Source organism: Bradyrhizobium prioriisuperbiae (genome assembly GCF_032397745.1).
Taxonomy (GTDB): domain Bacteria; phylum Pseudomonadota; class Alphaproteobacteria; order Rhizobiales; family Xanthobacteraceae; genus Bradyrhizobium_A; species Bradyrhizobium_A prioriisuperbiae.
Window position 1 is genome coordinate 3,367,418 of record NZ_CP135921.1, and the last position, 25,896, is coordinate 3,393,313.

Genomic DNA, 25,896 nt, shown 5'->3' on the forward strand with positions numbered 1-25,896 from the left:
GAGGAACGTACAAATGGAAGAAATCTACATCGTCGGCGTCGGCATGACGCCCTTCGGAAAGCTCGTCGATCAGCCTATCAAAGCGATGGTCGCGACCGCTGTTGGACGAGCGCTGATGGATGCGGGAGCGCAGGTGCTCGATGTTGGTGCAGCGTTCTTCGCCAACAGCACGCAAGCGATCATGGACGGTCAGCATGCCGTGCGAGGCCAGATGGCGCTGCGCCCCCTCGGGTTCGCCGGCATTCCCATGGTGAATGTCGAAAACGCCTGCGCTGGCGGCTCAACAGCCCTCAACCAGGCGGCGGCCTACCTGAAGGCCGGCATTACCGACGTGGCGCTGGCGATCGGCGTCGAGAAGATGGTCGACTTGCAGGACAAGCGGAAATCGTCAGCCATCTTCGACGGTGCCTGGGATGTGCACAAGGTCGACGAGGTCATCGGATCTCTCGCGCAGATCGGGGACGGAATGCCCCCGCCGCCGGGCAAAGATACGAGCGTCAAGAGCCCGTTTATGGAACTCTATGCCTCGATGACGAGGGGGCATATGGCGCGCTTCGGCACGACTGAGCGTCAAATCGCGGCCGTCGCAGCGAAGAATCATCACCATTCCACGATGAATCCGCTATCGCAGTATCAGGCGGACATGACTATCGAGGAAGTGCTCGCCGGAACGTTGATCTCGTGGCCGCTAACGTTGCCAATGTGCTCACCCATCAGCGATGGTGCTGCGGCCGTGCTGATATGCACCAAGGATGCGCTCGACCGTTTTCCGAATTCGAGGCCAGTGAAAATGATGGCCTCGGTCCTCGTCAGCGGAAGCGACCGTGAATGGTCGAGATTTGACCAGCATCTCTGCCGTCGGGCTGCTGATCAAGCCTATGAACGTGCTGGCGTGGGCCCGGGGGACGTCTCCGTGGCCGAGGTTCACGATGCCTCGTCGTTCGCGGAAATCATACAAACGGAAAATTTGGGTTTCTGCGAACTTGGGCAGGGCGGGTGGCTCGCGGAGCGCGGAGAAACGTCGATTGGGGGACGTATCCCGATCAATCCCTCGGGTGGCCTGATATCGAAGGGACACCCGATCGCGGCGACGGGCTTGGGTCAAATCCACGAACTGACGCTGCAACTGCGGGGTGAAGCCGGTGCAAGGCAGGTAGAGGGTGCCCGCATAGCCGTCGCCGAAAACGGGGGCGGCTTCCATGGCGTGGAAGAGGCGGCGGCTGTCGTGACGGTGCTCGGCAGATGAACAAGAAGTTTGGAGATGCTTCGCTTGTCGGCGCGCTTGATCGTCGGATGTCGCTTCCCGTGATCGTCGCACCGATGTTTCTCGTTTCGTCCGTCGGTCTCGTGGTTGAGGCCTGTCGCGCGGGCGTTATTGGTTCGATGCCCACGCTTAACGCGCGTACTCCGGAGATTCTTGACGAATGGCTGCGCCAAATCGGCCAGAGCGAGGGCATTCGCGCACCTTTTGCGATGAACATCATAGCTCATAGCAGCAACGATCGGTTCGACGACGATCTCGATGTCGTTGCGAAGCACCGCGTTCCGCTGGTAATTTCGAGCGTCGGCAATCCGGCACGCGTCGTCGACAAGGTGAGGGGCTACGGCGGTCACGTATTCGCCGATGTCGCCAGCATAAAGCATGCGCTTCGGGCGGCGAAGGCTGGCGTGGACGGGCTTGTCCTGCTCTGCGCCGGCGCGGGAGGCCACACCGGCTGGCTAAATCCCTTTGCGTTTGTCGACGAGGTCCGATGCTTCTTCGACGGTCCGATCGCCCTGGCCGGTGGATTGTCCAACGGCCGTCAGGTTGGCGCGCTCAAAGCGCTTGGAGTCGACTACGCGTACATGGGAACTCGCTTTCTCGCGTCCGAAGAGAGCAACGCAAATCAAACGTACCGCCAGATGGTGGTCGACAGCGGAGCGGACGATATCGTGCTCACGAGCGAGGTCTCGGGTATGCCGGCGAACATGCTGCGCTTGAGCCTCGAACGCTCCGAATTGCATGGCAAGCAGCCGCCGTCCGGTAAGTTCGAAATGTCGTCGAACAATGACTCCCAGCGCGCCTGGCGCGACGTCTGGGGAGCCGGACACGGCGTGGGCGGCGTAAGGGAAGCGGAGCCGATTCGCGAAATTGTTTCCCGGCTGAGGACAGAGTTTGCGGATGGGCTAAGCGCCTCGCGAGGCCACTAGCGCAATTCGCGGCGCCGCTTCGCAAGGCGAATCCGAGCCTGTTTGTTCGGGGCGGCTCTATCGGTCCTTGCATGTTGCAGGGGCTGTGGGTCATTCTGCAAAGCCATTGAAAATGGTTGCATACCGAATATATCATAATGACTTCATTGTTGAAACCAGCATGCGGCCTTATCGGCCGTAAGCGAAGAGAACAGTTGATCTAGGGATATCAGTCTATGGCGCGCTGGAAAAACTCACTCCGCACCAGCGAGGAAATCAGCGGGCTCAAGCGCGAGGCTGTCGTGCGCGAGTCCGGACGCATCTTTAGCCGCCGAGGTTATCATAATGCGTCGTTAGACGACGTAGCCAAGGCGCTGAATGTTTCCAAGGGTACCTTATACAACTACACGAAGGACAAGGAAGAGATCCTGTTCCAGTGCTGCACGATGGCTCTCGACATCGGCGAAAAGGCGTTCGAAGCGGCGAAATCAGGCATGAACGGCGCCGAAAAGCTGCGGATTACGCTTCGCAACTATATTGCGATGCTCCACGACGAATTGGGAGCCTGTGGCGTCATTACCGAGATCGATGCAATGACGCCAGCGCATCGCAAGATAATTGTCGCTCGCCGTGATGACCATCAACAGCGCTTCATCGCGATGATGGAGGAGGGAGCCGCCGACGGCAGCCTGCGGGTTTTGGATGTCAAGCTGGCCGTCTACACCTTCATGGGCGCGATCAATGCAATTCCCCGCTGGTATTCGCCTCAGGGGCGCTTGACCAACCAGCAGATCGCCGATGGGATGGTCGATCTTCTCTTGAATGGATTGTATCCGCCGCCCAGTTCGTCAGGCGGGGCCTCCAGGCGGCCGCGCAAGGTGCGTTGATCGAGGAGTCGCCGCGGCCTGTCCAGAGGCTAAGCAAATCACCGCTAGACCGAAACGGAATAGCCTCCGTTGACCGGGTAGGTCTGGCCGGTGACCCAGCTCGCCGCGTCGGAAGCGAGGAATAGAATCATGTTCGCCGCGTCGTTTGGCTCGCCCAACCGGCGAATGAGATAGGAGCGCAGTATCTTCTTCATCGTGTCTTCATCCGGCACCAATCCCGCCACGCCGGGCGTATTGACGCCTGCGAGCGCGACGCAGTTGGCCGTGATATTGTTGCGTCCGACCGCTTTTGCCAATCCGCGCATGAAGCCCGCGGCACCTGCTTTAGCGCCCGAATAGACGGCCAGGTGCGGTTCGCCGACCCGGCCGGCATCGGAAATTACCGTGATGACCCGCCCCTCATTGCGGCTCAGCATGCCTGGGATCGCCGCTCGCGTGCAGTTGAGCACGCCGTACAGGTTCGTGCCCAGCCAGCTTGCCCAGTCGTCTGGACCGGTTTCCCAAAACGGCTTTATGTCCGCCAGCCCCTGCGTCGGACCCGCGTTCCCCGCATTATTGACGAGGATATCGATCCGGCCGAATTTGCTTTCGGCCTTTCGGAACATGGCGGTCACCGCACCAAAGTCGGTGACATCGCAGGCAACCGGCAGCGCGTTGCCGTGCAGGTGGGCTATTTCTTCCGCCACCGCCTTCGCTCGTTCCGCGTGGAAGTCGTTGACCACGATGCCACCGGCGTTGTGGGCCGCCATGTGGAGTGCAACCTGACGTCCCACACCTTGGCCTGCGCCCGTCACGAGCGCGACCCGTCCCTTTAAATCCAGAAGTGCATCCATGAACTTTCTCCGTTGAACCTGTCGCCACGGCGCGTATGAAGCACTTGTGTCCTCGCTGCTCGCGGTCGGCGGTGACGCCTCCCGATCCTGGCTGCCGAAGCACGCTCCACGCCGCTATGAACAAACAATCCGATAAATTGACTTCTAAGTCAATTCAACAAGCGCCTGACTGAGAGAGTTTCGCGGACGCTATATCTTGCGGCGTGGCATGGCGCCGGCGGTAATGCCCCCATCGAGTACCACCTCGGCCCCCGTCATGTAACTTGATGAGTCCGATGCCAGGAAAACGACGCATGACGCGACTTCGTCCGCCGTGCCTGCGCGCCCCATCGGAGCATCGTTATGTCCCATGCGGGCGGCGTCGATGTGGCGCCGCCCGAGGCCGTCCTTACCGAGCGGAATGGTGTCCCACAGCGGCGTGTCGATGACGCCGGGGTGGATCGAGTTGACTCGGATATTGTCGCCCAGGCCGGCGCATTCCAGCGCGAGCGCCTTAGCGAAGAGACGGGCGCCGCCCTTCGACGCGCAATAGCCGGAGAAGCCCGACGATCCGCGCAATCCGGCAACCGACGACATCACGATGATGCTGCCGCCTCCGGATCGTTTCATCGCCGGAATCGCATATTTCGCGCTCAGGAATACGCCGTCCAGGTTGATCGCGGTCTGCTGCCGCCAAGCCTTAAGCGACATTTCCGTGACCAAGCCCTTCACGGCCACGCCCGCATTGGCAATCATAACGTCGAGGCGGCCAAATCGACGCTCTACGGCCCGCACGGCTTCGGGCCAACCTGCCTCGTCGGTCACGTCCTGGGTGAGCGCCATGGCGCGGCTGCCGGACCCGGTCAATGTCTCTACCAGTGCTTCGGCGCGTACGCCGTCGACGTCGGACACGACCACGGCCGCGCCTTCGCGCGCCAGCGCGGCGGCGGATGCCGCGCCGATGCCCGAGGCGGCACCCGTCACGAACGCTACTTTCCCTTCCAACTGCCTCATGCGGAAATACTCCTTTCATCCCATGCACGAATTGACTTCAAAACTTATATACTTGACTTTGAAGTCATGCGATGCATTTATCTTCGTGTCGAAGAAGCCTCGCGTCGGCGCGGCGGCAAGGGAGTCAGCAATGAGCGCAACGAGTCAGGCGGCATCGGCAGGCGGTGTGATAATGCGCAGCCGCCCCGAGACGACGGGCCTTCCGGAAAAGGAATATGAGGAATTCAAGCGCGATATATTCGAAGCCATCTGGCGAGATCTCGACCCGTTGGAAGAGCAAATCGAGAACGAAGAGCACGTACCGCACGAAATCGTTGACCCGCTTCTGCTGAAGATGGGGGCGTTCGGCCTGATGATTCCGCGTCGATTCGGCGGTATCGGACTGTCGACGTCGCAGTACATGCCCATCTTGGCTGAATTCTCAAAAATCCAGGGCGGCATTCGCGTGCTCGTGCACGTCCACAACTCCGTAAGCCACGGCCTGCTCGAAATCGCTTCGGAAGAGCAACTTCAGGAAATCATGCCGGGAGTGGCGAAAGGCAAGAAGTCCGTGGCGTTCGGTCTTACCGAACCTGACTTTGGTTCGGGGGCGGATATTGGGACCCGGGCAGTGCGCGAGGGTAATGATTACGTCATCAACGGCCGCAAATGGCTGATTACCAATTCGGACTTCGCTACCCATTTCATGGTCATTGCGAAGACCGACGTCTCGAAAGGCGCGGAAGGGATCAGCAGCATCTTGGTCGAACGGAACACACCGGGGTTGACGATTACCCCGCTGCCCGAGACGATGGGTTGCAAGGGGGGCGAGCACGGCCAAATCGATCTGGTGAACGTCCGTGTGCCAGTAACCAACATCCTCGGCAGGGAAGGCGAGGGCCTGACCCAAATGGAGGAGGTGCTCGAAATCAGTCGGGTGTTTATCGCCGCCACTTCGCTTGGCACCGCCGAGCGCGCATTGGATCTATCGCTCGACTTCGCAAAAAAGCGGGTGACTTTCGGCAAACCCATCGCTTCGCGACAGGCGATCCATCGCTACATCGCGGAAATGGGCACGGATATCTACGCGCTACGCGGAATGATCGACGACGCTACCGCGAAGTGGGACGCAGGCCGGCGCATTCCGGCCGAGGCCTCGATGTGCAAACTTTTTGGACTTGAGGCCGTCGGGCGCGTTACAGACCGAGCTCTCCTTGTCCATGGCGGAATCGGCTATACTCGCAAGTATCCGGTCGAGCGGCTCTATCGAGATGCGCGTCTCAACTGGCTAGAGGAGGGGCCTCCGACTATTCAGATGGCGGTTGCTGCGCACGCGTTTCTCAACGGCTATGACTGGAATGCTTGATATGGCCGGTTGCGCGGGCAAAGTTGCACTGGTAGTCGGCGGTACGCGCGGCATCGGCAGGGCAAGTGCACTGGCCTTGGCGAGTGCGGGGGCAACGGTAATTGTCGCTGGCCGTTCGCTCGAAACGGCCAACGAAGTCGCAAACGCGGCGGTAGCCCTAGGCGCCAGGGCGGAGGCTATGGCGCTCGACATTGCCGATCCAGCCCAGTCAAAGGTTGCTATCGACGAGGTTGCCAACCGGCATGGCGCGCTCGACATCCTGATCGCCAACGCCGGAATCAGCCCATACTGGACACGTGCCGAAAACGTGACTCCGGAAATGTGGGACACGCTTATGAATGTTAATCTGCGCGGAGCCTTTTTTGCGGTGCAAGCCGGAAGCATGCATATGCTGAAGAATGGGGGCGGAAGCATTGTTTCAGTTTCATCCGTGACGGCTGTCGTCGGCGTAACGCGGGGTCTGCCGTATGTGGCGTCAAAGGGAGGCATGGATGCCATGACCCGATCGCTCGCTATCGAATGGGCCGACCGGCAGGTCCGTGTGAACGGTGTTGCGCCAGGATACATCGCCACAGACATGACCCATGGCATGCGAGGAAACGACACACTAAAACAGTCGCTTCTCGACACGGTCCCGATGGCTCGCTTTGCTGACCCGGAGGAAGTGGCATCCGTGATCGCCTTCCTGGCATCGGACGCTGCCTCCTATATCACCGGCCAGACGATAGTGGTCGATGGAGGATTTGCGGCGGGTCGGGATTCTTCACCTAAGTACCGTTCCAAAAACTAGCTAAACATCGCTGGAAGGTCATAGACGGAATATCAGCCCATTCTCATGACGCTTCTACCCTGGAGCCGAATAGCAATCTGTGCTCGTGCGAGGCGGTCTTCGGGAGGATATGGGTCAGAAATTGCAAGCCTTCGCCTCTCTCGCAACTCCCGCTATCGATTGCTCGTCGCACTACGTGCATTGACCTAGTGCCGGCACAAGTGCCCCCAGTCACCGACCGCCTCGTGCTTGTTCTGAAAGCGCCGAATAAACGCTTTTCGACGGTTTCGACGTCATCATCTTCCGGTTATCAACGTCACTAGGTGTTCAGTCCCGAGGTCAAGTGGATGGGATCGAGCCGGAAGCGGTCTGGCTCGTTTGCCCAAGCTGTACAGATGGCTTCGTAGGGTGTGAGGCCGCGTAGCGTCTTCAACCGCTTGGCGAAGTTGTAGCCGTCCAGGAAGGCGCCGAGGTGGTCTTCGAGTTGGCGCTTGGTCTCATAATGGTATCGCCGGACGGTTGCCTCCTTCAGTGTTCGGTTCATCCTCTCGACCTGACCGTTGGTCCAGGGATGGTTGGGCTTGGTGAGACGATGCTCGATGCCATGCCCCCTGCAGGTGCGGTCGAAAGGATGGCCGCGCCACATGGCAGTTGGGCCCGATCGGTTCTTGGGCAGGTCGGCGAATTGGATGCCGTTGTCCGTGAGCACGGTGTGGATTTTGTAGGGGACAGCCTTGACCAGGTCGTTGAGGAAAGCCCTGGCGGTGGCAACGGTCGCCTTCTGCATCAGCCGAGCGAAGGCGTACTTCGAGGTGCGGTCCACAGCCACGAAGAGGTAGAGCTTGCCCTCCTCGGTGCGGACCTCGGCGATGTCGATGTGGAAGTAGCCGATCGGATAGGCCTTGAAAGGCTGCTTGGCAGGCTTGTCACCGGCGACCTCGGGCAGGCGGCTGATCCCATGGCGTTGCAGGCAACGGTGCAAGGATGACCGCGTCAGATGGGGGACGGTCGCCTGCAGAGCGTAGAGGCAGTCATCGAGAGGCAGCAGCGTGTGCTTGCGGAACGCAACGACCATCGCCTCCTCCTCTGCCGTCAGAACTGTCGAACGCACAATCTTCGGACCCATCGGAGCATCGTGAACAAAGGTCCGTTTGCGCCACTTGGAGACCGTCTTCTGATTAAGGCCGTGCTGCACGGCTAGATCTTTGAGCGGAGCCTTCGATCGCTGTATCGCCGCTCGGATGGCGTGCGTGGTCGTGGCGCTGCCGTGAAGTATCTGTCCCATAACTCCTCCCGGAATGAGGGATCAGCTTGGCTGATTCCCCCACACTCCGGGACCAGACACCTAATCATAGAGGAGGACCGGTCGGGCAGTATCAAATCTGGCGCACTTTCTCAGCCCAGTACTTGCTACGTACTTCACGGCGCAAAATCTTTCCGACGGTGCTTCGAGGAAGTTTGTCCCAGATCTCGATCTGCTTCGGCGATTTTACGCTACCTATTCTTCCTTTGCAGAACGCGATGAGTTCCTCCACGTCTAGAATGCACCCGCGTCTGACCTCGATCGCGGCGACGATGCGCTCGCCCCATTTCTCATCAGGGGCACCGACCACCGCGCAATCTTGGACCATGTGATGACTCATCAAAGCCTGTTCGACTTCGGAGGGAAAAACATTGAAGCCGCCCGTGATAATCAATTCGCGTTTGCGATCCGTAAGATAAATGTAACCATCCGGGTCCTTGTAGCCCACGTCACCCGAGCGATGCCAACCATTTAGTTGTGAAGCCGCAGTCTCGTCCGGCTGCTTATAGTAACCGACCATGAGCAAACCGCTCCTGCAAACAATTTCACCGGGAGTGCCATCGGAAATGATTTTTCCGTCTTCACCCATGATTTCGACATGGCTGAATGGTCCAGCGCGACCTGCGGAGGCGATACGGTGATTGAGTGCCGGATCAGACAGGATTTCTACATGATCTTCACGGGTCAGCACCGTCATAGTCATCATGCATTCGGTCTGCCCGTAGAGTTGCATCATAACATCCCCGAAGGCGGCAGCCGCAAGCCGCAGCTTCTCTACCGACATCGGTGCGGCACCGTACATGAAATATCTCAAGGATGAATAATCGTACTTTTTCAAATCCGGTTCCGACAGGAGCATGTAGATGAGCGTCGGCGGTAGAAACAATACCGAGATCTTGTACTTTTCGATACTCGTGAGAATATCTTTGGCGGCGGTCGAGTTTTGAATAACAGTGGTCGTTCCCAGCGGCAGTAGCGCCCAGTGTAGGACGCCGGCAGCATGGGTCAGCGGCGCCACGACCAGATGTACCGGCGGTGCGTCTAAATGCATCGTTGCATAGAAACTCGCGGTCATGACGCCGAAGGAATGGCTGTTATGGACAACACCCTTGGACGCGCCCGTCGTGCCACCGGATGAGAGTATGCAGACAACATCGTCCATCCTCGTGTCGGGAAAGGCCACGGGCTCGCCGGGTTGCGAAAGCCAATCGAGGATATAGGGGCGGTCGCCGTCAGACTTGTCGAGGCAGACGGCACCCTTCATCGCCGGCGACTGCTCTAGTAGTGCGGTCGCCTGGTCCGAAAGGCTTGAATGATAGAATAGCCAAACGCAGTCGAGCTTCACGGCGTGACGGACGTTTTCCTCCGTGGGATTTCTGTAGTTCAGAGGTACCCAGACTGTTCCAGCACGTTGGATCAAATACTGACTTGAAAGAACGTGGGGGTGATTTGGTGACACGACGCCGATTGACTCGCCAGGAAGGACGCCGGCGCGCAGTAACGCTTGGGCGCCGGCTTCGCAGTGTGCGTCAATCTCCGCGAACGTATATGTAAGTTCGCCATCGGTCACGCATACGCGGCCCGGATACTTGACGACGCCTTGTTTGAAGAAATCGATGAGCAGCATTGCTCTTCCTCCCAATTGCTCTTTTATGTTTGCGTTACGTCAAGGTAGATCGGCCGGCATTGACGACCGAGTCGCGACTGCCGTAACCGGATTCTCGACGACACATCGAACCGTCCTTGCATCGAAAGTCCACAACAGACGGCTGTTTCAATTGACTATAGAGTCAATAAATAGTATTTCAAGATCAATTGTGGTCTGGATCGGACAAAATCACCTAGCCAACGATCCAATAGAAAAATGAGCGCGCTCAAAAGCCGCCGTACACAGCCTATCGACAACCGGAGGAGATGCTAAATGAAAGCCCGTATGAGCCTTGGAGTGTTTATCGCGCTCGCGATACTAGTAAGACCGGCGTGCGCCGGCCAAGACGGTGTAAAGATCGGAATTCTTAGCGACATGTCCGGCCCCTATGCTTCGATAACAGGCCCGGGCTCCGTGGTCGCAGCCCAAATGGCAATCGAGGACTTCGGGGGCAGTGTGCTGGGCAAGCCCATTTCGTTCGTGTCAGCCGATCATCAGAACAAGGCCGATCTCGGCTCTGGCATCGCCAAGCGTTGGTATGATGCCGAAGGGGTCGACGCGATATTCGACGTACCGAACTCAGCGGTCGCCTTAGCTGTTGCGGCAATCTCCGGCGAACGGAAAAAGATCGCCGGATTCTCGGGTGCCGCCACCTCGACCCTCACGGGCGCGGCATGCCAGGAGACCACATCCGCCTGGGCTTACGATACTTATTCCCTCGTCAACGGATCAATTAAATTCATCACTCGACAGGGAGCCGATACATGGTTCTTTGTCGCGCTCGATAGCGAATCCGGAAAGGCCTTTGAGACGCTCGGGACCCGCGCCATCGAAGGCCTCAACGGGAAGGTGGTGGGAGCCGTACGGCATCCTATCAACACGGCGGATTTCTCATCTTTTCTTTTGCAAGCCCAAGGCTCAAAGGCCAAAGCAGTGGCATTGGCGAACGCCGGAAACGACACGGTCGTGTCGCTTAGGCAGGCACACGAATTTCGGTTGCCCCAGAGCGGGCAAAAGGTCGTTGCCCTCATTTTGGTGCTAAATGACGTGAAAGCTCTCGGGCTGGAGACCGCGCAGGGCGCGATCCTCTCCGAAAGCTTCTATTGGGACAGCGATGACGACACACGTGCCTGGAACAAGAGGTTCACGGATCGGCATGGCGCACCCGCAAATATGATGCAAGCAGGGGTCTATAGCTCAGTCTTGCACTATCTGAAGAGCGTCGCCAAGACGGGAACGGTTGAGGGAGGAGCGGTCGCCGCCGCCATGAAGTCGATCCCGGTTGAGGACTTTTATACAAAGGGCGCGGTCGTGCGTGCGGATGGTCGGGTTATGCGCGATATGTATATCTTCCGAGTCAAATCACCCTCGGAATCCAAGGGCCCATGGGATCTTTATGAGAAGCTCGGGAAGGTCGATGCCGTAGAGGCTTACGTACCGATCGACCAGAGTTTGTGCCCGCTCGTTAAGCGTTAGTCTTGAAGACTGTATCGGAAGGGCTGAAGCCGGCGATGTTCTTGTCGGCTTCAGCGGATCCGATCACATAATATCCGCGAATACGCGAGTTGGGAAATTATCGTAGACTGCGTCGCAGTGCGACCTTGTCGATCTTGCCGAGCGCCGTCACGGGCAGCCTTTCAAGGATCGTGATGCGCTTTGGCGCAAGCACAGATCCTTTTCGCTGTTTGACGTAGTCGATCAATGACTGCGTGTCGACGGCGCTTCCGTCCCTTAGGACGACGGCAGCGACGACGGCCTCACCCCAACGATCGTCAGGAACTCCGACAACTGCGGCTACGGCGACAGAGGCATGTTCGCTGAGCGCATCCTCCACTTCCCGAGGATAGACGTTGAATCCGCCAGATATGATCAGGTCCTTCTTGCGATCGACGATATAGAGATATCCCCGCTCGTCCATTCGTGCGACGTCACCGGTGTGTACCCAGCCTCCGGCCAGCGTTTCCGCCGTTAAATCTGGCTGTTTCCAATAGCCATCCATCGCTGCAGGAGTCCGTGCGCAGATCTCGCCAGCGTCTCCGTGCGCGACCTCGTTACCGTCGCTGTCAAGAAGTCTGACCTCGCAGGTAGCAACTGGAACTCCGCAGGAAGAAAGCAGCTCTGGATTACGGGGATCGTGATCCTGTCGCCTGAGAACGGATATCGGAAAGCACTCTGTTTGCCCGTAGCCTTGCGCGAGCACGGGACCAATTCGCTCTATGGCCTCGATGAGGCGGGCGGGAGAGGCGGGGGCCGCCCCATAGAATAAGTATTCAAGGGACGAAAGGTTGGCTTGGTTCAGGTATGGCTCATCAAGAAGCGCATAAAGCATCGTCGGAACAATAAAAGTGAAGTTGATTCCCTCGCGCGCAATCCGTTTCATTATCTGCGGCGGATCAAAAGCGCCGGCAAGATGGACAGTGCCGCCACGGCGCCATGTCGGTAAAAGCATCGTTCCACCGGCGTGACTGTTGGGAGCGATGGCGAGGTAACGTGGTGTTGACGGAAGGTCAAGATCGGCCAGCATGCCGAACGATGCAAAAGCGACCGATGAAGGCCACGCCGATCGAAGACTTCTATTCGGACAAAGTGGTGCTCCGGGCAGATGGCCGCGTCGTTCGCGACTTCTACCTATTTCAGGTTAAGAGCCCGGCGCAATCAAAGCACCGCTGGGACAATTATCTCGTGCTCAACAGATTGCCTGGCGCACAAGCCTTCCCGGCCGCCCGCAGCGAGTGCCCTCTGATGAAATAGCCGAAGGTTCGGATGTACGCCGTCCCAAATCCCTCGTGCCAGATTAGTCGCTGGTTACCGCCGGCTGGCCGCAATCCGCAAACACGCGTGTAGACAACGTCTGCCGCCTCAATGGCTTCCGGCGCGCGTCAGCCGAGTTCGAGCGCAGTTAAGTGGTCAATGTCGCCCTCACAGGGATTGGCACGCGCGAGCGAGTTGCACTCATGCCCGCCCTTCACCGGGCCGCAACGAATCTCAGTGGGATCGACGAAAAGCACGTCGGCTGAAGAATTCGGCCGTGACGTCGATCTAGCGACTGCGTGGGTGTTTCAGAACGCCGCAACAGCCGTCAGAACTCACAACGCCAAGATATTCGGTGGCTGTTCGATCCGAAGCGGAGCTTGTTGAACTGCTAAGCGTGCTTCAATACCGCGCTGCCTACGGTAAGGGTCCGTTCAAGGAAAGCGGGAGACGGTTTAACGACTAGAGGAGCTACTCGCAGAACTTGATTTGACAGCATTGGAGATACCGAAAGTTCGTACCCATTTGTGCAAAGCACGACGGCAGCACAACTCTATGCCAGCCTTCCGAGTTCGCGGGCAAGTTCAAGCGGCAGGTCCACCATGATGTCATGGCCGCATGACATCTTGGTAACGCGCCAACCTAGCAGCCCGGTTACCTTTGCGGCGTAGTAACGGAACGGGCTTGGATCCCAGCCGTCGGCGAGGATAAACACGCGCTCCTTGATTGCCGAGCCGGCTCCGGTAAGTAGAACTGGCGTCTCGAATGTCGCAAGTGATTGCGGGCCGCACCGCCGATCAACCCACGCACGCTTGTCTTCGATGACCTTGAAAGCTTCGGCCGGCAGTGCAGCCATCAGGCCGCTATTGCCCTTCACGGCGCTTCCCCGAAACCCGTCGACTAACGCCTTGGCGTTTTCCGGTGACAAGGCGAGTTCAAGGCATTTGTTCAGGGATTGCCCGTGCTCCGGAACGAAGGCGTCGAGGTACACCAGCGTTCGAATCCGCGAGCTCATTCGATCGGCGACGCCGGTTATCACCATGCCCCCATAAGAGTGGCCGCAAAGGATCACATTGGAGAGTTCTTCCGCTTCGATGCAGCCGCACACGTCCCGGATATGTGTCTCGAGTGTGATGCTTTCGCTGCTCAGATGAGAACGTTCACCCAAGCCGGTATGAGTGGGAGTAAACACCGTGTGTCCGGCGGCCCGGAGTGCGTTGGCGACGTCGCGATAGCACCAACCTCCATGCCAGGCCCCATGCACAAGTACGAAGGTTAGTGGCGATTTGGTTTCGGCGCCTTGTGCAGCCTCCGTGCTCGCGAGCGCGGATCCAGCGGCCGCCGCTCCTGCGATCGCGCCGCCGATAAACTGTCTGCGATGCATGCGCATTCCTCCGTACTATTGATGCACTCGTCCGCGCGGCTTCGGCGGCAATGCTTGTCGGGTCACAAATATATATACATATAGACCAAACGATCTATAAATGCAACGTTTGGCCGGAAGGTAGAGGCTCACTCAGGAGGCCATTGACATCCTGCCGAGACCGTACATATAGAAGAACTAGTTCACAGGCAAGAACGTACTTTGTCGCCACTGAATTGGCGCCCGAAATTGAAGAGCTCTTGAGAGCCAGAAACCGAATGTCGAGGGAGGAAGCTATGTCGTCTAATTCATCGCGCCATGCGGGCAAGATAAGTCGCCGTGCATTGATCGGCGGCGCGAGTGGCCTTGTGGTGGCGCAGGCAGCCGGGTCGAAGCTCGGCATGCCCTATTTCGGGAATGCCGCCGCCTCCGAGCCGATCAAGATTGGCATGATCTACGCGAAGACAGGCGCGGTGGCCGATCAAGCGGAGTATATGGCGCAGGGCAGCCTGTTAGCGCTCGAGCTTCGTAACAACACGGTTCTGGGTCGGCAGGCGGAGGTCGTTTGGCTGGATGAGCCGACGTCGCAGGCCGCTCAGCAGAATGCGGAGCGCCTGATCGGTGAACACAAGGTCGTCGGCCTCGTTGGAGGCTCGCTGAGCTCGAGCGCGCTGGCAATCTCGGCAGTCGTGAAGAAGGCAAAACTCCCATTCGTCGCCCCCAATGCCGGGGCGATCGACCTCACAGGTCGGCTTTGCAACAAGTATACCTTCCGTCTTCAACCGCCGGCCGATGCCCATACGCGTGTTCTCGCGCCGTATTGTGCGGGTCTTGGCAAGAAATGGTATCTCATCACTGCGGCGTTCGCTTTCGGGCAGGATATCAAGCGCGAATTCACTCAATTCAGCGCGGCCAATGGAGGCACACTCGTCGGTGCCGATGAAGTGCCGCTCAATACTGCCGACTACAGTTCTTTCATTCTTAAGATCCGCGCCGCCAAGCCGGACGTCGTGGTGGGCGGGCTGGCGGGGAGCGATATTTCGACGTTTCTGAAGCAGTGGAACGAACTCGGCATGAAGGGCAAGATTCCGTTCGCGGAAATAGCCGTCGGCGCCACTGATCTCTGGGGCGTGGGTCCCGAAGCGGCCGACGGCCTGTTCACGCTCAATTGGTACTACAAGAACCCCAACAACACCCCGGAAGAGCAGGCGATGGCGTCGACCTACGAGCAGAAATACAAGCGCCCGGCGGCCGACAAGGCATGGATGGGCTGGATGGGGATGAAGGCGTTGCTCGACTCGATCGAGACTACGAAATCGACGGAGCCTGGCGCGATCGTCAATGCGCTCGAAAATTGGGGAGTTCAGCGCGGTGGCGTCAAGGCGGGTTATCGTGCCTTCGACCACCAGATGGTCAACCGCATGCTTGTCGTTGGTATCAAGCCAAAGATCTCCGACAAGTGGGACTATTTCGACATTCTCGCCGAAACACCTTCGACGCATGCTGAAATCGAAAAGGTCTTCGGCGCGGAAACCCAAAGCGCATGCAAGATGGACGCGCTCTGAAAATAATCACGGGTGACGCGGCCTCGCATTTCCCGGGAATGCGGCTCCGTTCGATCGGGAGTGCTTCATGCTCGACATGATCATATCCCAGGCCGTGAACGGCCTGGTGCTGGGTTTTCTCTACGTTCTGATCGCCGTGGGCTTGTCCGTCATTTTTGGAATGCTCGGCATCGTGAATTTCGCTCATGGCGCGTTTTTCGCCATCGGAGCGTACCTCGCGCTGATGTTGAACCGCGAGTTTGGCTGGGGCGCGGTGCTACTCGCGCCGATCATCACCGGCCTCATCGGCGTCATTGTCGAGATGGTACTCATACGCCGGCTCTACGGAAAGGAACCGCTGCTTGGCCTGATTCTCACCTTTGCGCTGGCGTTGTTCATCGAGGCGATGCTTCGCCTCGCGTTCGGTGCCGCACCGCTCCCTTTCAGTCCGCCCAAATTCCTATCGGGGTTCGTGGAATACGGACCGATCCTGATCACCAAGTACCGCATCACCGTTCTCGCCGTTACGGTCTTCGCGCTTTTCGTATTCTGGAGTTTTCTTGAATACACGCCGTTCGGGCGGATCATTCGCGCCGGCTCGCGCGACGCGGAGATGGTGGGTCTTCTCGGCATCAACCTCCCGATCGTGCTCAGCGGCGTTTTCGGCATCGGCTGCCTGCTCGCCGGCCTCGCCGGCCTGCTCGCGGGCCCGCTCTGGACGGTGAATCCGTCGATGGCGGCGGGTGCGATCATGCCAGCTTTCGTGATCGTCACTATCGGGGGTCTCGGGTCCTATGCCGGCGCGATCATTGCTGGCGTCCTGGTCGGCATCGTGACGTCGATGACGATCCAGTTTCATCCCGATTGGTCCAGCGCCGCCATGTACATCCTGATGGCGATCATCCTACTGGTGCGTCCGCGTGGCCTCTTCGGCGAGCGGTGGGAGAGGTTCGAATGAAAGTCCGGTCGCTGCTACGGCATCCCGTTCTCTGGGTTGCCGTCGTCCTCAACGTATTGAGCGCCCTCTGGTTCGCGCTCGGCGCGCCTGTTTCACTTGTCACGCAGATCGCGATTTATACGCTGTATGGCGCAGGGGTGAACCTGCTCGTCGGCTACACCGGCCTCGTGCCGTTCGGTGCATCCGTGTTCTTCGGCTGCGCGAGCTATGCGGCGGCGTTCTTCCTGCTCGGCGGGATCGGCAACGAGTTTGCCGCGCTGGCGCTGTCGATCGCTTTCTCGATCCTGCTGGGTCTGGCCATCGGGGCGATCATCCTGCGCCGCAAAGGTCTGTATTTCTCGTTGTTGACGCTCGCCTTCTCGCAAATTGCCTTCGAAGTTGCGTTCAAATGGACTTCGGTCACCGGCGGCGAGAACGGCATTCAGGGCGTTCCCCGTCCGAATTTCGCCAGCGACACCTCGTTCCATTTCTTCGTGGTCGTGACGGTGGTGCTTGCCATGTGGCTGATGTGGCGGCTGGCGCATGCGCCTTTCGGCCGCGTACTCCAGGCCGTACGGGACAACGAACAGCGCGCGAGCAGCCTCGGCTACAATGTCTACCTCGTCCGTCTCGGCTCGTTCACGCTGATGGCTGCAGTCGTCGGCTACGCCGGCGCTCTCCTGACCCTGATGCTGCAAGGCGTCTATGCCGATAATCTGAGCTGGCAGCACGCAGGCGACAGCCTGTTGATGACCGTCCTCGGCGGCGTCCACCATTTTCTTGGCCCGCTCTGGGGCGCTATCGCTTTCATTATTCTGGAAAACCGCCTGTCCGCATTCACCGAGAACTGGTGGCTGATCTTCGCGCCGATACTGATTTTCTTCGCGTTGCTGTCGCCCGAAGGAATCCAGGGTTTGGCGCAGCGAATGGTACGGCGCGAGCGTTGGACATTGACCAACAACACCATTCCTCCCCGTCCTCACGCCATCAAGCCCTATGAAAGCGCGGCCCTTGCGATCGACCCGGCCAAGCCGATCCTCGAAACCCGCAAGCTCTCCAAGAGTTTCGGCAGCCTAGTCACGGCGAAGGAAATCGATCTTGAGGTTCGCCCCTTCGTGCTCCACAGCATCATCGGTCCGAACGGGGCCGGCAAGACGACCTTCTATAACATGCTGACCGGCGTTCTGCCGGTGAGTGGCGGCCAGATTTTATTCGAAGGCAAGGACATCACGAAGCTGCCGATCCACGCGCGGGCGCGTCTCGGCATCTGCCGTTCGTTCCAGATCCTCTCGATCTTCCCCAACCTGACTGTATTTGAAAACGTGCGGGTGGCCGTGCAGGCGCAGCGTCACGGCGCGAACGGATTGTTTTTCGACGCCCATGGCCTGACAGCGATAAACGACAGAGCCTGGTCTATCCTCGATGCGGTCGGCCTCGCCGACCGGGCAGCGGACCCCTGCGTCAATCTCCCCCATGGCGCCAAGCGCCTGCTGGAGATCGCAGTCACGCTTGCGATCGACTCCAAGCTGCTGCTGCTTGACGAACCTCTCGCCGGTCTTGCGGAGGCGGATCGGGTCGTGGTCGCCGATTTGATCAGGCGGCTTGCCGAGAAACACGCCGTGCTGCTCATCGAACACGACATCGACCGCGTCCTGGCCATCTCCGACCGTATCTCCGTTTTGCATCAGGGGCGCATCATCGCCGATGGGAAGCCGGCCGAGGTCGCCTCAAATCCGCAAGTGATCGCGGCCTATCTGGGCGCCAGCAAGACAAGCGGGCGGCATATGCCGCCGGCGGTTGAGCGGTTGGCCCATGCCTCACGGCGTCCGCTGCTCGACGCACGGGCCATGGCGGTCGGCTATTCCGGCAGTACGGTGCTCGCGGGAGTGAACCTCACCGTGCATGAAGGTGAGGCGGTCGCGCTGCTCGGCCGCAACGGCGTCGGCAAAACCACGATGCTCAAGGCGCTTACCGGCAGCCTGCCCTTGAGCGCGGGTGCCATCACGTTCAACGGCGTCTCGCTGAACGGACTCAAGCCGTATCAAATAAACAGGCTGGGCATCTCGTTGGTGCCGGAAGGCCGCCGCCTGTTTCCAAATCTCACGGTCATGGAAAACCTTCAACTCGCGGCGCGTTCGGGCGGCATCAGCATTGCGGAAGTGTTCGAGCTTTTCCCCCGTCTCCAGACGCGCCAGAAGGCGAGGGCGGAGAACCTGTCCGGCGGCGAACGACAGATGGTGGCCATTGCCCGCGCGCTCGTCGTGCCCAGCAAGCTGATCCTGCTCGACGAACCGTTCGAAGGCCTCGCGCCGGCAGTGGTCAACGAGGTGATGGAGGCGCTCGTCAAGCTGCGCGGCAAGGTCGCGATGATCGTCGTGGAACACCACGCCGAGACCGTCCTGACCATCGCGGACCGGGCCTGCGTGCTCGTCAATGGGGCGGTCGCATTCGAAGGCGAGGCACGCACGCTCGGAGAAGACCACGCACTCCAGGCCCGGCTGCTCGGTGTGGTTCAAGACGAGGCGTCGGCCTCCTTCGCCGAACAGGCAATCGCGTAATCAGACAAAGGGAAATTCGGGTGGCTTCAGCACGTATCGGTATCATCGGCCTCGGCACGATCGGCAAGGCGCATTGGAAGGTCATCCGCGAGTCGTCGCAGACGACGTTGATCGCGGTCGCCGATCCCACGCCTTCGGCGCTGGATTTTGCGCGCTCCGAGGACATCCCGGCCTACGCCGACTACTGCGAAATGCTGGAAAATGAGACGCTCGACGGGGTCATCGTCGCCGTGCCGAACGCACAGCATGTACCGGTGGCGCTCGCCTGTATCGAGCGAAATATCGCGGTGTTGGTCGAAAAGCCGGTGGCCGATTCAGTCGAGGACGCGCGCGTGATGTGCAAGGCAGCCGAGGCACGTGATGTGCCCCTGTTGGTCGGTCACCATCGTCGCCACAATGCTGCCATCCAGCGTGTGCGCCGGGGTATTCATGACGGGCTCATCGGGCGGCCAGTGACGGCTACGGTCATGTACAACCAGCTCAAGACGGCGAGCTATTTTGACCTCGATTGGCGACGGCAGGTCGGCGGCGGACCCATCCTGATCAATCTGATTCACGAGATTGACCTGATCCGCTTCATGTTCGGCGAGATCCACTCGCTCCAGGCGGTCAGCTCCAACGCCGTGCGTGGATTTGCGGTCGAGGACACTGCCGCGGTGCTGTTGCGCTTCCACAGCGGCGCCATCGGCACGATCAGCGTTTCGGACACTGCGGTCTCGCCGTTCTCTTGGGACCTGACTTCCGGCGAATTCGACCTGATGCTGGAAACGTCCGATCGAATGAAGCGGCAGAAGGTCAGCACACATGTTTTCTCGGGAACGGAGGGTTCCCTGACGCTGCCGACATTGCAACACTATCATTATCGCGGGGTCGCCGAGCCGGGGTGGCGCAGCGATCTCAACGCCGAAGTGCTGGCCGCCGAAAGCGCCGACACCTATCTGCGCCAGGTCGAGCATTTCGCCCGCGTCATCCGTCGCGAAGAGGCACCGCTGGTGTCAGGCAAGGATGGAGTGCGTACGCTGCAGGCGACCCTTGCGGTCAAGGAAGCGGCAGCCACCGGTCAAACGATCATGCTGAGCGAATAGACGCGCGCCGGCTATCTCTCCGACGAGGACAAGGAATGCCACTTCTTTCGTTAGCCCACTTCACGGTCGTTGAAGCAGATCCGATCACGCTGATCGAGTCCGCGCAGGCCGGAGGATATGATGCAATCGGACTGCGCATCGTACCGCCTTTTCCAACCGACCATGTATTCCCGGTGATCGGCAATCCGAACTTGATCCGCAGCATCAAGCGGCGGCTCGTGGAGACAGGCATTAGGGTGCTCGACGTCGAAGCGATCTGGCTGACGGCCGAAAGCGACGTCGCGTCATTGGAGCCTGCTCTCGACGTCGCCGTCGAGTTAGGCGCTGGATATGTGATCGTAGTGGGCAATGACCCCGATCGCGGGCGGCTCGCGCGAAACTTTTCCCGCCTCTGTGCGGCGGCCAACCTCAGGGGGGTGCGGGTGATGCTGGAATTCATTCCGTATTCCCAGATCCGCTCGCTGGCGCAGGCCGTCGCACTGCTAACGGAGGCCGCGCCCACGAATGCGGGCGTGCTGGTAGATGCGCTGCATCTCAGCCGCTCGGGCGGCAGCCCGGCAGATCTCGCGCAATACGATCCGGCGCTGTTTTCCTACATGCACTTGTGCGATGCGCCGGCTATCCTCCCGGCACCGGAAGGGGTGCGGCCCGAGGCGCGAGAAGGGCGGCTCTATCCGGGAGAAGGTGGGCTTTGGCTCGCTGATTTCATCAGAGCATTTCCCCGGGACACGCCGATCGCCATCGAGGCCCCGAGCGCCCGCCGGGCCGGCTTGCCGCCGGCGGAACGCGCGGGCTTGGCTGCGTCCGGGACGAGGCAGTTGCTCCGGGAGCTAATCGCAAGATGACCACTCCATTCACGCTTCCGGTCCCCGACGAGCAGGTTGGCGCGCTGCGGGCTCGACTTCTTGCAACGCGCTGGCCGTCCTACGATTCGCGTGACGATCGGTCGCTTGGTACGAGCTCCGATGATGCCAGGCGTTTGGCGCAGTATTGGGCCAATCAGTTTGACTTCGACTCTCTGCGACAGCGCCTTGCTGCGTTACCACATGAGAACGTTACCATTGACGGTGCGGCGGTTCATCTCGTGCATGCCCGAAGCCCGCATCAACAGGCGGTGCCCGTGATCATGACGCACGGCTGGCCCAGCAGCTTCCTGGAGATCGTCCCGCTAATCGAGCGGATGACCGAGCCGGAACGGTTTGGTGGTCGTGCCGAAGATGCCTGCCATCTCGTCATCCCGTCGCTGCCGGGATTCGGCTTTTCTTCTCCTGCGCGAAGCCTCGAAGGATATACCGGCGCTGCCATCGCCGACCTGTGGGCGCGCGTGATGACGTCGCTGGGATACGAACGATTCTTTGCCAGCGGCGGCGATATCGGCGCGCGGGTGACGTCGTGGCTCGGTGTGCGACATCCGCAGCGGGTGAGGGGCATTCATGTCAGCTCGAATGCGCTCCGGGTGGCGTTGCCGGGCGAGGCGGTACCCACAGTGGACGAGCGGGCCTATCTTGTCCGGCGCGAGCAATGGGCTACTGCGGAGGGCGGCTACATGCATGTTCAGCAGACCAAACCGCTCAGTCTCGCCTACGGACTGAGCGACTCTCCCGCGGGGCTCGCTGCCTGGCTGGCGGAGAAGTGGGGTTCCTGGAGTGACGGGCTGGATTGCGCGAGCACCGAGGTCATGGACATCATCCTCAGCCACGCCTCGCTCTATTGGATATCGAATACGATCGCCACATCGTTCCTGCCCTATTTTGTCTACGATTGGCCGCCCGGCGCACGGTTGGATGGCGCGCAAGTCAAGGTACCCGTCGGCTTCTACCTGTCGGCTGCTGAGATTGGCGGCATACCGCCGGAATCCTTTGCCCGCCGGCAGTTCGAGATCGCGCGCTGGAGTGTCTTGCCGCGCGGAGGTCACTTCATGGCTACCGAGGAGCCCGGTTTACTGGCGGATGATTTGCTGGCGTTTATCCGCGCCTTCCGATGAGCTGCTCGCCGCGAAAGAAGTCGAATCAATTTGTCATTGAAAGATCGTCCACATGAGCCAGGCTTCGCGCCTCTTTGAAGGGTTTTCAGCGCTCGATCGCCAGACCTCACGTGTGCGCTTCGCGGGCGTGATCGGCGGAGAGGGGCCACCGGTCCTCCTGTTGCATGGCTATCCGCAATGTCATGCCACCTGGCACGATGTCGCGCCGGCCCTGGCGGAGAGCTACACCGTCATTGCACCCGACCTGCCGGGCTACGGGAAGAGCCGCGTGCTCGATGACGGGCCCTGGCACAAGCGGGCGGTCGGTGCGGAACTCGTCGCGCTGATGCGCGCGCTCGGGCACGATCGCTTTGCCGTCGTCGGACATGACCGGGGAGCGCGCGTCGGTTATCGGCTCGCGCTCGATCATCCGGATCGTGTGAGCGCGTATTGTTCGCTCGCCGTCGTGCCGACACTCGATGTTTGGCCCGCCGTCGACCGGCAATTTGCCAAGGGAGCCTTTCACTGGTTTCTTTTCGCCCAGCCAGGCGATTTGCCGGAGCGCATGCTGGCGGCCGATCCGGATGCCTTTCTTGATGCCACGCTGAACCAGATGGCCGGCGGAATCGAGAAACTCCATCCCGCCGCCGTGGACGCTTACCGCGAGGCGTTTCGACGGACTTCGGTGCGCCAAGCGATGATAGAGGACTATCGGTCCGCCTATGACGTCGATGTTGAACATGATGCGGCTGACCGTGCATCGGGACGCAAGATTGTTTGCCCCGTGATGGTGCTCTGGGCCGCCGAGCGGCTTGTCGCCAGTGGAATGGAAAGCGGCAAGCTGACGGCGCCCGATGTTTGGCGCCGTTGGGCGGACGACGTCCAGGGATTCGACATAGCCTGCGGCCATCTTTTGCCGGAACAGGCTGCCGAAGCGGTAATCGAAAAGGTCGTCCCGTTCCTCGAGGCTTCGTTGCGGAGCGATGCAAATGATTGAATCGCGCACGGACCAGGAGATGGAAGCCGTTGCTCCGTGGCCACCGTGCGTCTCGTCAAATTGAAGGAAACCACGTGAAAACTCTCTCCCTTGGCGCAAGCACATGGACCTATCTCCAGACATGCGGCTTGGAAGCGGCCCTTCGGCGCTTGCAGAGCGTGGGATATAGTCGATTCGACGTTCTTACGATTCCACCGCACTTGTGGCCCTACGACATCGATATAACCCAACGTCGCGCGCTTCGCGATCTGCTCGCCAGCGAAGGCTTGAACTTCGATTCGTTGAATTTACCGAGTACCGATCAAAATCTGTGCAGCGTTACGCCGCAGATGCGCGAATACTCGGTCCAACAATTTCTCGACATGATCGACCTCTGTGAAGAGGTCTGCGTGCCGATGATCGTTGTTGTTCCGGGAAGACGGGCCAACTTCGTACCGCCGCCGCCGGAAGCGTCGTACGGTTGGTTAAAGGCCGGACTCGATACGCTTATTCCCCACGCGGAGCGGGCGGGAGTGCGTTTGATCTTGGAAAATCACCATATGAGTCCGATGCCGACGGTGCAGCAAATGGTGACGTTTCTGGAATCGGTTGGCAGCGATCAGCTCGGAATTGCGTACGACGTAGCGAATGGTGAATTCGTTGGCGAAGACCAGACTCAAGCGATCCGTACTGCCGGACGCTGGTTACGCCAGGTCCATCTTTCCGATGCAAGCCGCAGCAAATGGGATCACGCTCCAATTGGTCAGTCCGCCGTCGACTTCGCCGCGGTTGTGCAGGCGTTGCGTGAGATCGATTTTTCCGGGACGAGCATCGTGGAAGTGATATCTCAAACACCGGATGCCGATATGGCCGCAGCCCGGCAAGCGCTGCACCTCCATGGCTGGAATTGAGTCATGGCCAACGCCCCGGCATCTGAAGCGATTGGCTTGGATAACGACTTTCCCAACGGACAGCTGCGCATTTACGGGCTCATCGGTGATCCGGTGTCGCAGGTGCGCGCACCATCTCCGATGACTCAACGTCTGCGTCAGGCCGGCCTCAACGCGGCCCTTCTGCCGCTGCACGTGCCGGCCGTCGTCTTGCCGATAGCATTTGGCGGCCTGAAGCTAATCAGAAATCTCGATGGTTTGGTGATCACCGTGCCGCATAAGATACCCATGGCCGAATTGGTCGATCGCTGCTCCGAGCGCGCGCGCCTGGTCGGCGCGATTAATGTCGCGCGTCGCGAAGCGGATAGCTCTTGGAGCGGTGACATTCTCGATGGTGTCGGCTTTGTGCGCGGCCTAATAGATCGCGGTTTCGACCCAAATGGTCAGAGCGCCTTCGTGATCGGTGCGGGTGGTGCCGGGTGTGCTGTTGCCATGGAACTTGTCCTGGCCGGAGCATCGGTGCGCGTCTTCGATGTCTCCGCCGCCCGCGCCAACGCGCTCGCAGCGCGCATGCAACAGGCCAACTATTCGGTCGCATCGGTTGAAACGGCCGATCCGCGCGGAGCAGCCTTGGTAGTGAACGCGACTCCCCTCGGCATGCGCGAGGATGATCCTCTCCCGCTAGACCCGGCGCTGTTGTCGCCGGAGATGCTGGTAGCCGAAGTGGTCATGAAGCCGCCAGTGACGGCATTCTTGAAGCACGCGATGGCGCGTGGCTGCCAGACGCAGCTCGGCGAAGCCGTGATGCTTTATCAACTCGATGCTCAAGTTGAATTCTTTCGGAAAGGACTCGCTTAGTTCCGGGCAAGAACGGCGTTGAAAGAGCTCACCAGGCGCCTCGCCGTTGGGCTCCTGATAGCGCGCAGTGCTCGCGACCCGCGAGACGATTCGTGCCGCGTTGACAGGCCCCTCAAATTGGCAGAAGAGTTCGTATATGTGAACTGAGAGGGTTGCTCATGTCAGATTCTGTTCTGGCGGCCGTCAAATCTGCCGATCGCGTGCTCGATTTGCTCGAGTTGCTCGCGCACGCGGGGCGCGAGATGTCGCATAGCGAGATCGCCGAGATATTGCAGATTCCCAAGAGCAGCCTTTCGCAGTTGCTGAAGAATTTGATCGCCCGTGGTTATGTCGAGGGCACGGTTAACGGCCGCGGATACCGTGTCGGCGAGGCGCTGCTCAGCCTGTCGCAGAGCGCAGGGCGAATGCGCGATCTGGCGACGCAGTCGGAAACATTCCTGGCGGACCTGACGCAGAAGACCGGAGAGAGCAGCGCGTTGAATCTTCTCAGGGGCGACGATGCCGAGGTCGCGGCAACCATTCTCGGACCGCATCGACTTGTCACCCATATGCGGTTGGGCGATCTGGCCCCGCTCTACGCCACTTCCGGCGGTAAGGCGATTTTGGCATACATGCCGGGCGATTTTCAGAAGGAATATTTTGCCCGTGTCCAGTTCGAGCGAGCGACGCCGAAGACCATCCATTCGGTCAAGGTATTGCGGCAGGAGATCGAGAAAATCCGTACCAAAGGCTTTGCGTACTCCCACGAGGAGTGGACCCCCGGGATCATCGGCATCGGAGTTCCGGTGCTTGACCCCGCCGGAGAACCGCTGGGAGCAATTAACGTCGCAATTCCGGCATCGCGCTTCAATCCGGAGATGCAACGCAAGGCCGAGCATGCCTTGATTCAAACCCGCGATGACTTGCTGCGGCATCTGCTCCTGCGTCCGCGCCTGAAGCGAGGAGACATCGAATCCCGCCGCGATTGACATTCACCAAGAATGTACATATATGAGAACTTGTTCGTAAATAAGAACAAGTTGGA

General features: G+C 59.7%; 23 protein-coding genes. 17 read left to right on the forward strand and 6 right to left on the reverse strand.

Annotated elements, in window-relative coordinates; genetic code table 11:
* The first annotated feature begins 13 nt into the window (after nucleotides 1–13).
* The 3 genes from RS897_RS15785 (at nucleotide 14) to RS897_RS15795 (ending at nucleotide 3,056) form a co-directional block, all read left to right on the forward strand.
* Nucleotides 14–1,246, forward strand: a complete 1,233-nt coding sequence (locus tag RS897_RS15785) for a thiolase family protein (protein WP_315837452.1) — start codon at nucleotides 14–16, stop codon at nucleotides 1,244–1,246.
* On the forward strand, nucleotides 1,243–2,190 hold the full coding sequence (locus RS897_RS15790; RefSeq protein ID WP_315837453.1) for an NAD(P)H-dependent flavin oxidoreductase: 948 nt from the start codon (nucleotides 1,243–1,245) through the stop codon (nucleotides 2,188–2,190). Before RS897_RS15785 ends, RS897_RS15790 begins: the two co-directional genes overlap by 4 nt.
* A 215-nt stretch (nucleotides 2,191–2,405) precedes the next feature.
* Nucleotides 2,406–3,056: a TetR/AcrR family transcriptional regulator gene (locus RS897_RS15795; protein ID WP_315837454.1), complete on the forward strand. Its 651-nt coding sequence runs from the start codon at nucleotides 2,406–2,408 to the stop codon at nucleotides 3,054–3,056.
* A gap of 44 nt (nucleotides 3,057–3,100) precedes the next feature.
* On the opposite strand, the gene RS897_RS15800 is transcribed toward RS897_RS15795, so the two are convergent.
* Entirely contained in the window at nucleotides 3,101–3,889 is a 789-nt protein-coding gene (locus tag RS897_RS15800) for an SDR family NAD(P)-dependent oxidoreductase (protein ID WP_315837455.1), read from the reverse strand.
* A 189-nt stretch (nucleotides 3,890–4,078) separates the two neighbouring features.
* The gene (locus RS897_RS15805; RefSeq protein WP_315837456.1) at nucleotides 4,079–4,882 is read right to left on the reverse strand and encodes a glucose 1-dehydrogenase; all 804 of its coding nucleotides are present in this window, start codon (nucleotides 4,880–4,882) and stop codon (nucleotides 4,079–4,081) included.
* 130 nt (nucleotides 4,883–5,012) lie between these two features.
* Here RS897_RS15805 and RS897_RS15810 point away from each other — a divergent pair, with 130 nt between their 5' ends.
* Both RS897_RS15810 and RS897_RS15815 read left to right on the forward strand, forming a co-directional pair.
* Nucleotides 5,013–6,227, forward strand: coding sequence for an acyl-CoA dehydrogenase family protein (locus tag RS897_RS15810; protein ID WP_315837457.1), 1,215 nt, complete (start codon nucleotides 5,013–5,015; stop codon nucleotides 6,225–6,227).
* Complete coding sequence (locus RS897_RS15815) at nucleotides 6,220–7,017, forward strand: SDR family NAD(P)-dependent oxidoreductase (RefSeq protein ID WP_315837458.1); 798 nt, start codon at nucleotides 6,220–6,222, stop codon at nucleotides 7,015–7,017. Before RS897_RS15810 ends, RS897_RS15815 begins: the two co-directional genes overlap by 8 nt.
* A gap of 298 nt (nucleotides 7,018–7,315) precedes the next feature.
* Here RS897_RS15815 and RS897_RS15820 read toward each other — a convergent pair whose 3' ends face one another.
* Nucleotides 7,316–8,281, reverse strand: a complete 966-nt coding sequence (locus RS897_RS15820) for an IS481 family transposase (RefSeq protein ID WP_315837459.1) — start codon at nucleotides 8,279–8,281, stop codon at nucleotides 7,316–7,318.
* A gap of 91 nt (nucleotides 8,282–8,372) precedes the next feature.
* Nucleotides 8,373–9,926: a class I adenylate-forming enzyme family protein gene (locus RS897_RS15825; protein ID WP_315837460.1), complete on the reverse strand. Its 1,554-nt coding sequence runs from the start codon at nucleotides 9,924–9,926 to the stop codon at nucleotides 8,373–8,375.
* A 294-nt stretch (nucleotides 9,927–10,220) separates the two neighbouring features.
* On the opposite strand from RS897_RS15825, the gene RS897_RS15830 reads away from it, so the two are divergent.
* Nucleotides 10,221–11,423 (forward strand): ABC transporter substrate-binding protein, encoded by a 1,203-nt coding sequence (locus RS897_RS15830; RefSeq protein WP_315837461.1) that lies wholly within the window; start codon nucleotides 10,221–10,223, stop codon nucleotides 11,421–11,423.
* Nucleotides 11,424–11,520: 97 nt separating this feature from the next.
* Here RS897_RS15830 and RS897_RS15835 read toward each other — a convergent pair whose 3' ends face one another.
* The gene (locus tag RS897_RS15835; RefSeq protein ID WP_315837462.1) at nucleotides 11,521–12,471 is read right to left on the reverse strand and encodes an AMP-binding protein; all 951 of its coding nucleotides are present in this window, start codon (nucleotides 12,469–12,471) and stop codon (nucleotides 11,521–11,523) included.
* 23 nt (nucleotides 12,472–12,494) lie between these two features.
* On the opposite strand from RS897_RS15835, the gene RS897_RS15840 reads away from it, so the two are divergent.
* Complete coding sequence (locus RS897_RS15840; protein ID WP_315837463.1) at nucleotides 12,495–12,698, forward strand: hypothetical protein; 204 nt, start codon at nucleotides 12,495–12,497, stop codon at nucleotides 12,696–12,698.
* Between the two features lie 553 nt (nucleotides 12,699–13,251).
* Here the strand turns inward: RS897_RS15840 and RS897_RS15845 are convergent.
* Nucleotides 13,252–14,082 carry an alpha/beta fold hydrolase gene (locus RS897_RS15845; protein ID WP_315837464.1) on the reverse strand — a complete coding sequence of 277 codons (831 nt, stop codon included), beginning with the start codon at nucleotides 14,080–14,082 and terminating at the stop codon, nucleotides 13,252–13,254.
* Nucleotides 14,083–14,339: 257 nt separating this feature from the next.
* On the opposite strand from RS897_RS15845, the gene RS897_RS15850 reads away from it, so the two are divergent.
* The 10 genes from RS897_RS15850 to RS897_RS15895 all read left to right on the forward strand — a co-directional run bounded on the left by RS897_RS15850 (nucleotide 14,340) and on the right by RS897_RS15895 (nucleotide 25,840).
* Nucleotides 14,340–15,626, forward strand: a complete 1,287-nt coding sequence (locus RS897_RS15850) for an ABC transporter substrate-binding protein (protein ID WP_315837465.1) — start codon at nucleotides 14,340–14,342, stop codon at nucleotides 15,624–15,626.
* A 67-nt stretch (nucleotides 15,627–15,693) separates the two neighbouring features.
* Nucleotides 15,694–16,563: a branched-chain amino acid ABC transporter permease gene (locus RS897_RS15855; RefSeq protein ID WP_315837466.1), complete on the forward strand. Its 870-nt coding sequence runs from the start codon at nucleotides 15,694–15,696 to the stop codon at nucleotides 16,561–16,563.
* On the forward strand, nucleotides 16,560–19,100 hold the full coding sequence (locus RS897_RS15860; protein ID WP_315837467.1) for a branched-chain amino acid ABC transporter ATP-binding protein/permease: 2,541 nt from the start codon (nucleotides 16,560–16,562) through the stop codon (nucleotides 19,098–19,100). The genes RS897_RS15855 and RS897_RS15860 overlap by 4 nt, the downstream gene beginning before the upstream one ends.
* 20 nt (nucleotides 19,101–19,120) lie before the next feature.
* Complete coding sequence (locus RS897_RS15865) at nucleotides 19,121–20,185, forward strand: Gfo/Idh/MocA family protein (protein WP_315837468.1); 1,065 nt, start codon at nucleotides 19,121–19,123, stop codon at nucleotides 20,183–20,185.
* A gap of 35 nt (nucleotides 20,186–20,220) precedes the next feature.
* A complete protein-coding gene (locus tag RS897_RS15870; protein ID WP_315837469.1) occupies nucleotides 20,221–21,030 on the forward strand; it encodes a sugar phosphate isomerase/epimerase family protein in 810 nt (269 codons plus the stop codon).
* Nucleotides 21,027–22,169 (forward strand): epoxide hydrolase family protein, encoded by a 1,143-nt coding sequence (locus tag RS897_RS15875; RefSeq protein WP_315837470.1) that lies wholly within the window; start codon nucleotides 21,027–21,029, stop codon nucleotides 22,167–22,169. The genes RS897_RS15870 and RS897_RS15875 overlap by 4 nt, the downstream gene beginning before the upstream one ends.
* Before the next feature lie 52 nt (nucleotides 22,170–22,221).
* Nucleotides 22,222–23,145 carry an alpha/beta fold hydrolase gene (locus RS897_RS15880; RefSeq protein ID WP_315837471.1) on the forward strand — a complete coding sequence of 308 codons (924 nt, stop codon included), beginning with the start codon at nucleotides 22,222–22,224 and terminating at the stop codon, nucleotides 23,143–23,145.
* 74 nt (nucleotides 23,146–23,219) lie between these two features.
* Nucleotides 23,220–24,035, forward strand: coding sequence for a sugar phosphate isomerase/epimerase family protein (locus RS897_RS15885; protein WP_315837472.1), 816 nt, complete (start codon nucleotides 23,220–23,222; stop codon nucleotides 24,033–24,035).
* A 3-nt stretch (nucleotides 24,036–24,038) separates the two neighbouring features.
* Nucleotides 24,039–24,872: a shikimate dehydrogenase family protein gene (locus RS897_RS15890; RefSeq protein WP_315837473.1), complete on the forward strand. Its 834-nt coding sequence runs from the start codon at nucleotides 24,039–24,041 to the stop codon at nucleotides 24,870–24,872.
* 158 nt (nucleotides 24,873–25,030) lie between these two features.
* Nucleotides 25,031–25,840 (forward strand): IclR family transcriptional regulator, encoded by an 810-nt coding sequence (locus RS897_RS15895; protein WP_315837474.1) that lies wholly within the window; start codon nucleotides 25,031–25,033, stop codon nucleotides 25,838–25,840.
* Nucleotides 25,841–25,896: the final 56 nt, after the last annotated feature.

Excerpts from the sequence above, each read along its gene's own strand:
- RS897_RS15785 (WP_315837452.1), top strand. The coding sequence starts at position 14 with ATGGAAGAAATCTACATCGTCGGCGTCGGCATGACGCCCTTCGGAAAG.
- RS897_RS15790 (WP_315837453.1), top strand. The coding sequence starts at position 1,243 with ATGAACAAGAAGTTTGGAGATGCTTCGCTTGTCGGCGCGCTTGATCGT.
- RS897_RS15795 (WP_315837454.1), top strand. The coding sequence starts at position 2,406 with ATGGCGCGCTGGAAAAACTCACTCCGCACCAGCGAGGAAATCAGCGGG.
- RS897_RS15800 (WP_315837455.1), bottom strand. The coding sequence starts at position 3,889 with ATGGATGCACTTCTGGATTTAAAGGGACGGGTCGCGCTCGTGACGGGC.
- RS897_RS15805 (WP_315837456.1), bottom strand. The coding sequence starts at position 4,882 with ATGAGGCAGTTGGAAGGGAAAGTAGCGTTCGTGACGGGTGCCGCCTCG.
- RS897_RS15810 (WP_315837457.1), top strand. The coding sequence starts at position 5,013 with ATGAGCGCAACGAGTCAGGCGGCATCGGCAGGCGGTGTGATAATGCGC.
- RS897_RS15815 (WP_315837458.1), top strand. The coding sequence starts at position 6,220 with ATGCTTGATATGGCCGGTTGCGCGGGCAAAGTTGCACTGGTAGTCGGC.
- RS897_RS15820 (WP_315837459.1), bottom strand. The coding sequence starts at position 8,281 with ATGGGACAGATACTTCACGGCAGCGCCACGACCACGCACGCCATCCGA.
- RS897_RS15825 (WP_315837460.1), bottom strand. The coding sequence starts at position 9,926 with ATGCTGCTCATCGATTTCTTCAAACAAGGCGTCGTCAAGTATCCGGGC.
- RS897_RS15830 (WP_315837461.1), top strand. The coding sequence starts at position 10,221 with ATGAAAGCCCGTATGAGCCTTGGAGTGTTTATCGCGCTCGCGATACTA.
- RS897_RS15835 (WP_315837462.1), bottom strand. The coding sequence starts at position 12,471 with ATGCTGGCCGATCTTGACCTTCCGTCAACACCACGTTACCTCGCCATC.
- RS897_RS15840 (WP_315837463.1), top strand. The coding sequence starts at position 12,495 with ATGAAGGCCACGCCGATCGAAGACTTCTATTCGGACAAAGTGGTGCTC.
- RS897_RS15845 (WP_315837464.1), bottom strand. The coding sequence starts at position 14,082 with ATGCATCGCAGACAGTTTATCGGCGGCGCGATCGCAGGAGCGGCGGCC.
- RS897_RS15850 (WP_315837465.1), top strand. The coding sequence starts at position 14,340 with ATGTCGAGGGAGGAAGCTATGTCGTCTAATTCATCGCGCCATGCGGGC.
- RS897_RS15855 (WP_315837466.1), top strand. The coding sequence starts at position 15,694 with ATGCTCGACATGATCATATCCCAGGCCGTGAACGGCCTGGTGCTGGGT.
- RS897_RS15860 (WP_315837467.1), top strand. The coding sequence starts at position 16,560 with ATGAAAGTCCGGTCGCTGCTACGGCATCCCGTTCTCTGGGTTGCCGTC.
- RS897_RS15870 (WP_315837469.1), top strand. The coding sequence starts at position 20,221 with ATGCCACTTCTTTCGTTAGCCCACTTCACGGTCGTTGAAGCAGATCCG.
- RS897_RS15875 (WP_315837470.1), top strand. The coding sequence starts at position 21,027 with ATGACCACTCCATTCACGCTTCCGGTCCCCGACGAGCAGGTTGGCGCG.
- RS897_RS15880 (WP_315837471.1), top strand. The coding sequence starts at position 22,222 with ATGAGCCAGGCTTCGCGCCTCTTTGAAGGGTTTTCAGCGCTCGATCGC.
- RS897_RS15890 (WP_315837473.1), top strand. The coding sequence starts at position 24,039 with ATGGCCAACGCCCCGGCATCTGAAGCGATTGGCTTGGATAACGACTTT.
- RS897_RS15895 (WP_315837474.1), top strand. The coding sequence starts at position 25,031 with ATGTCAGATTCTGTTCTGGCGGCCGTCAAATCTGCCGATCGCGTGCTC.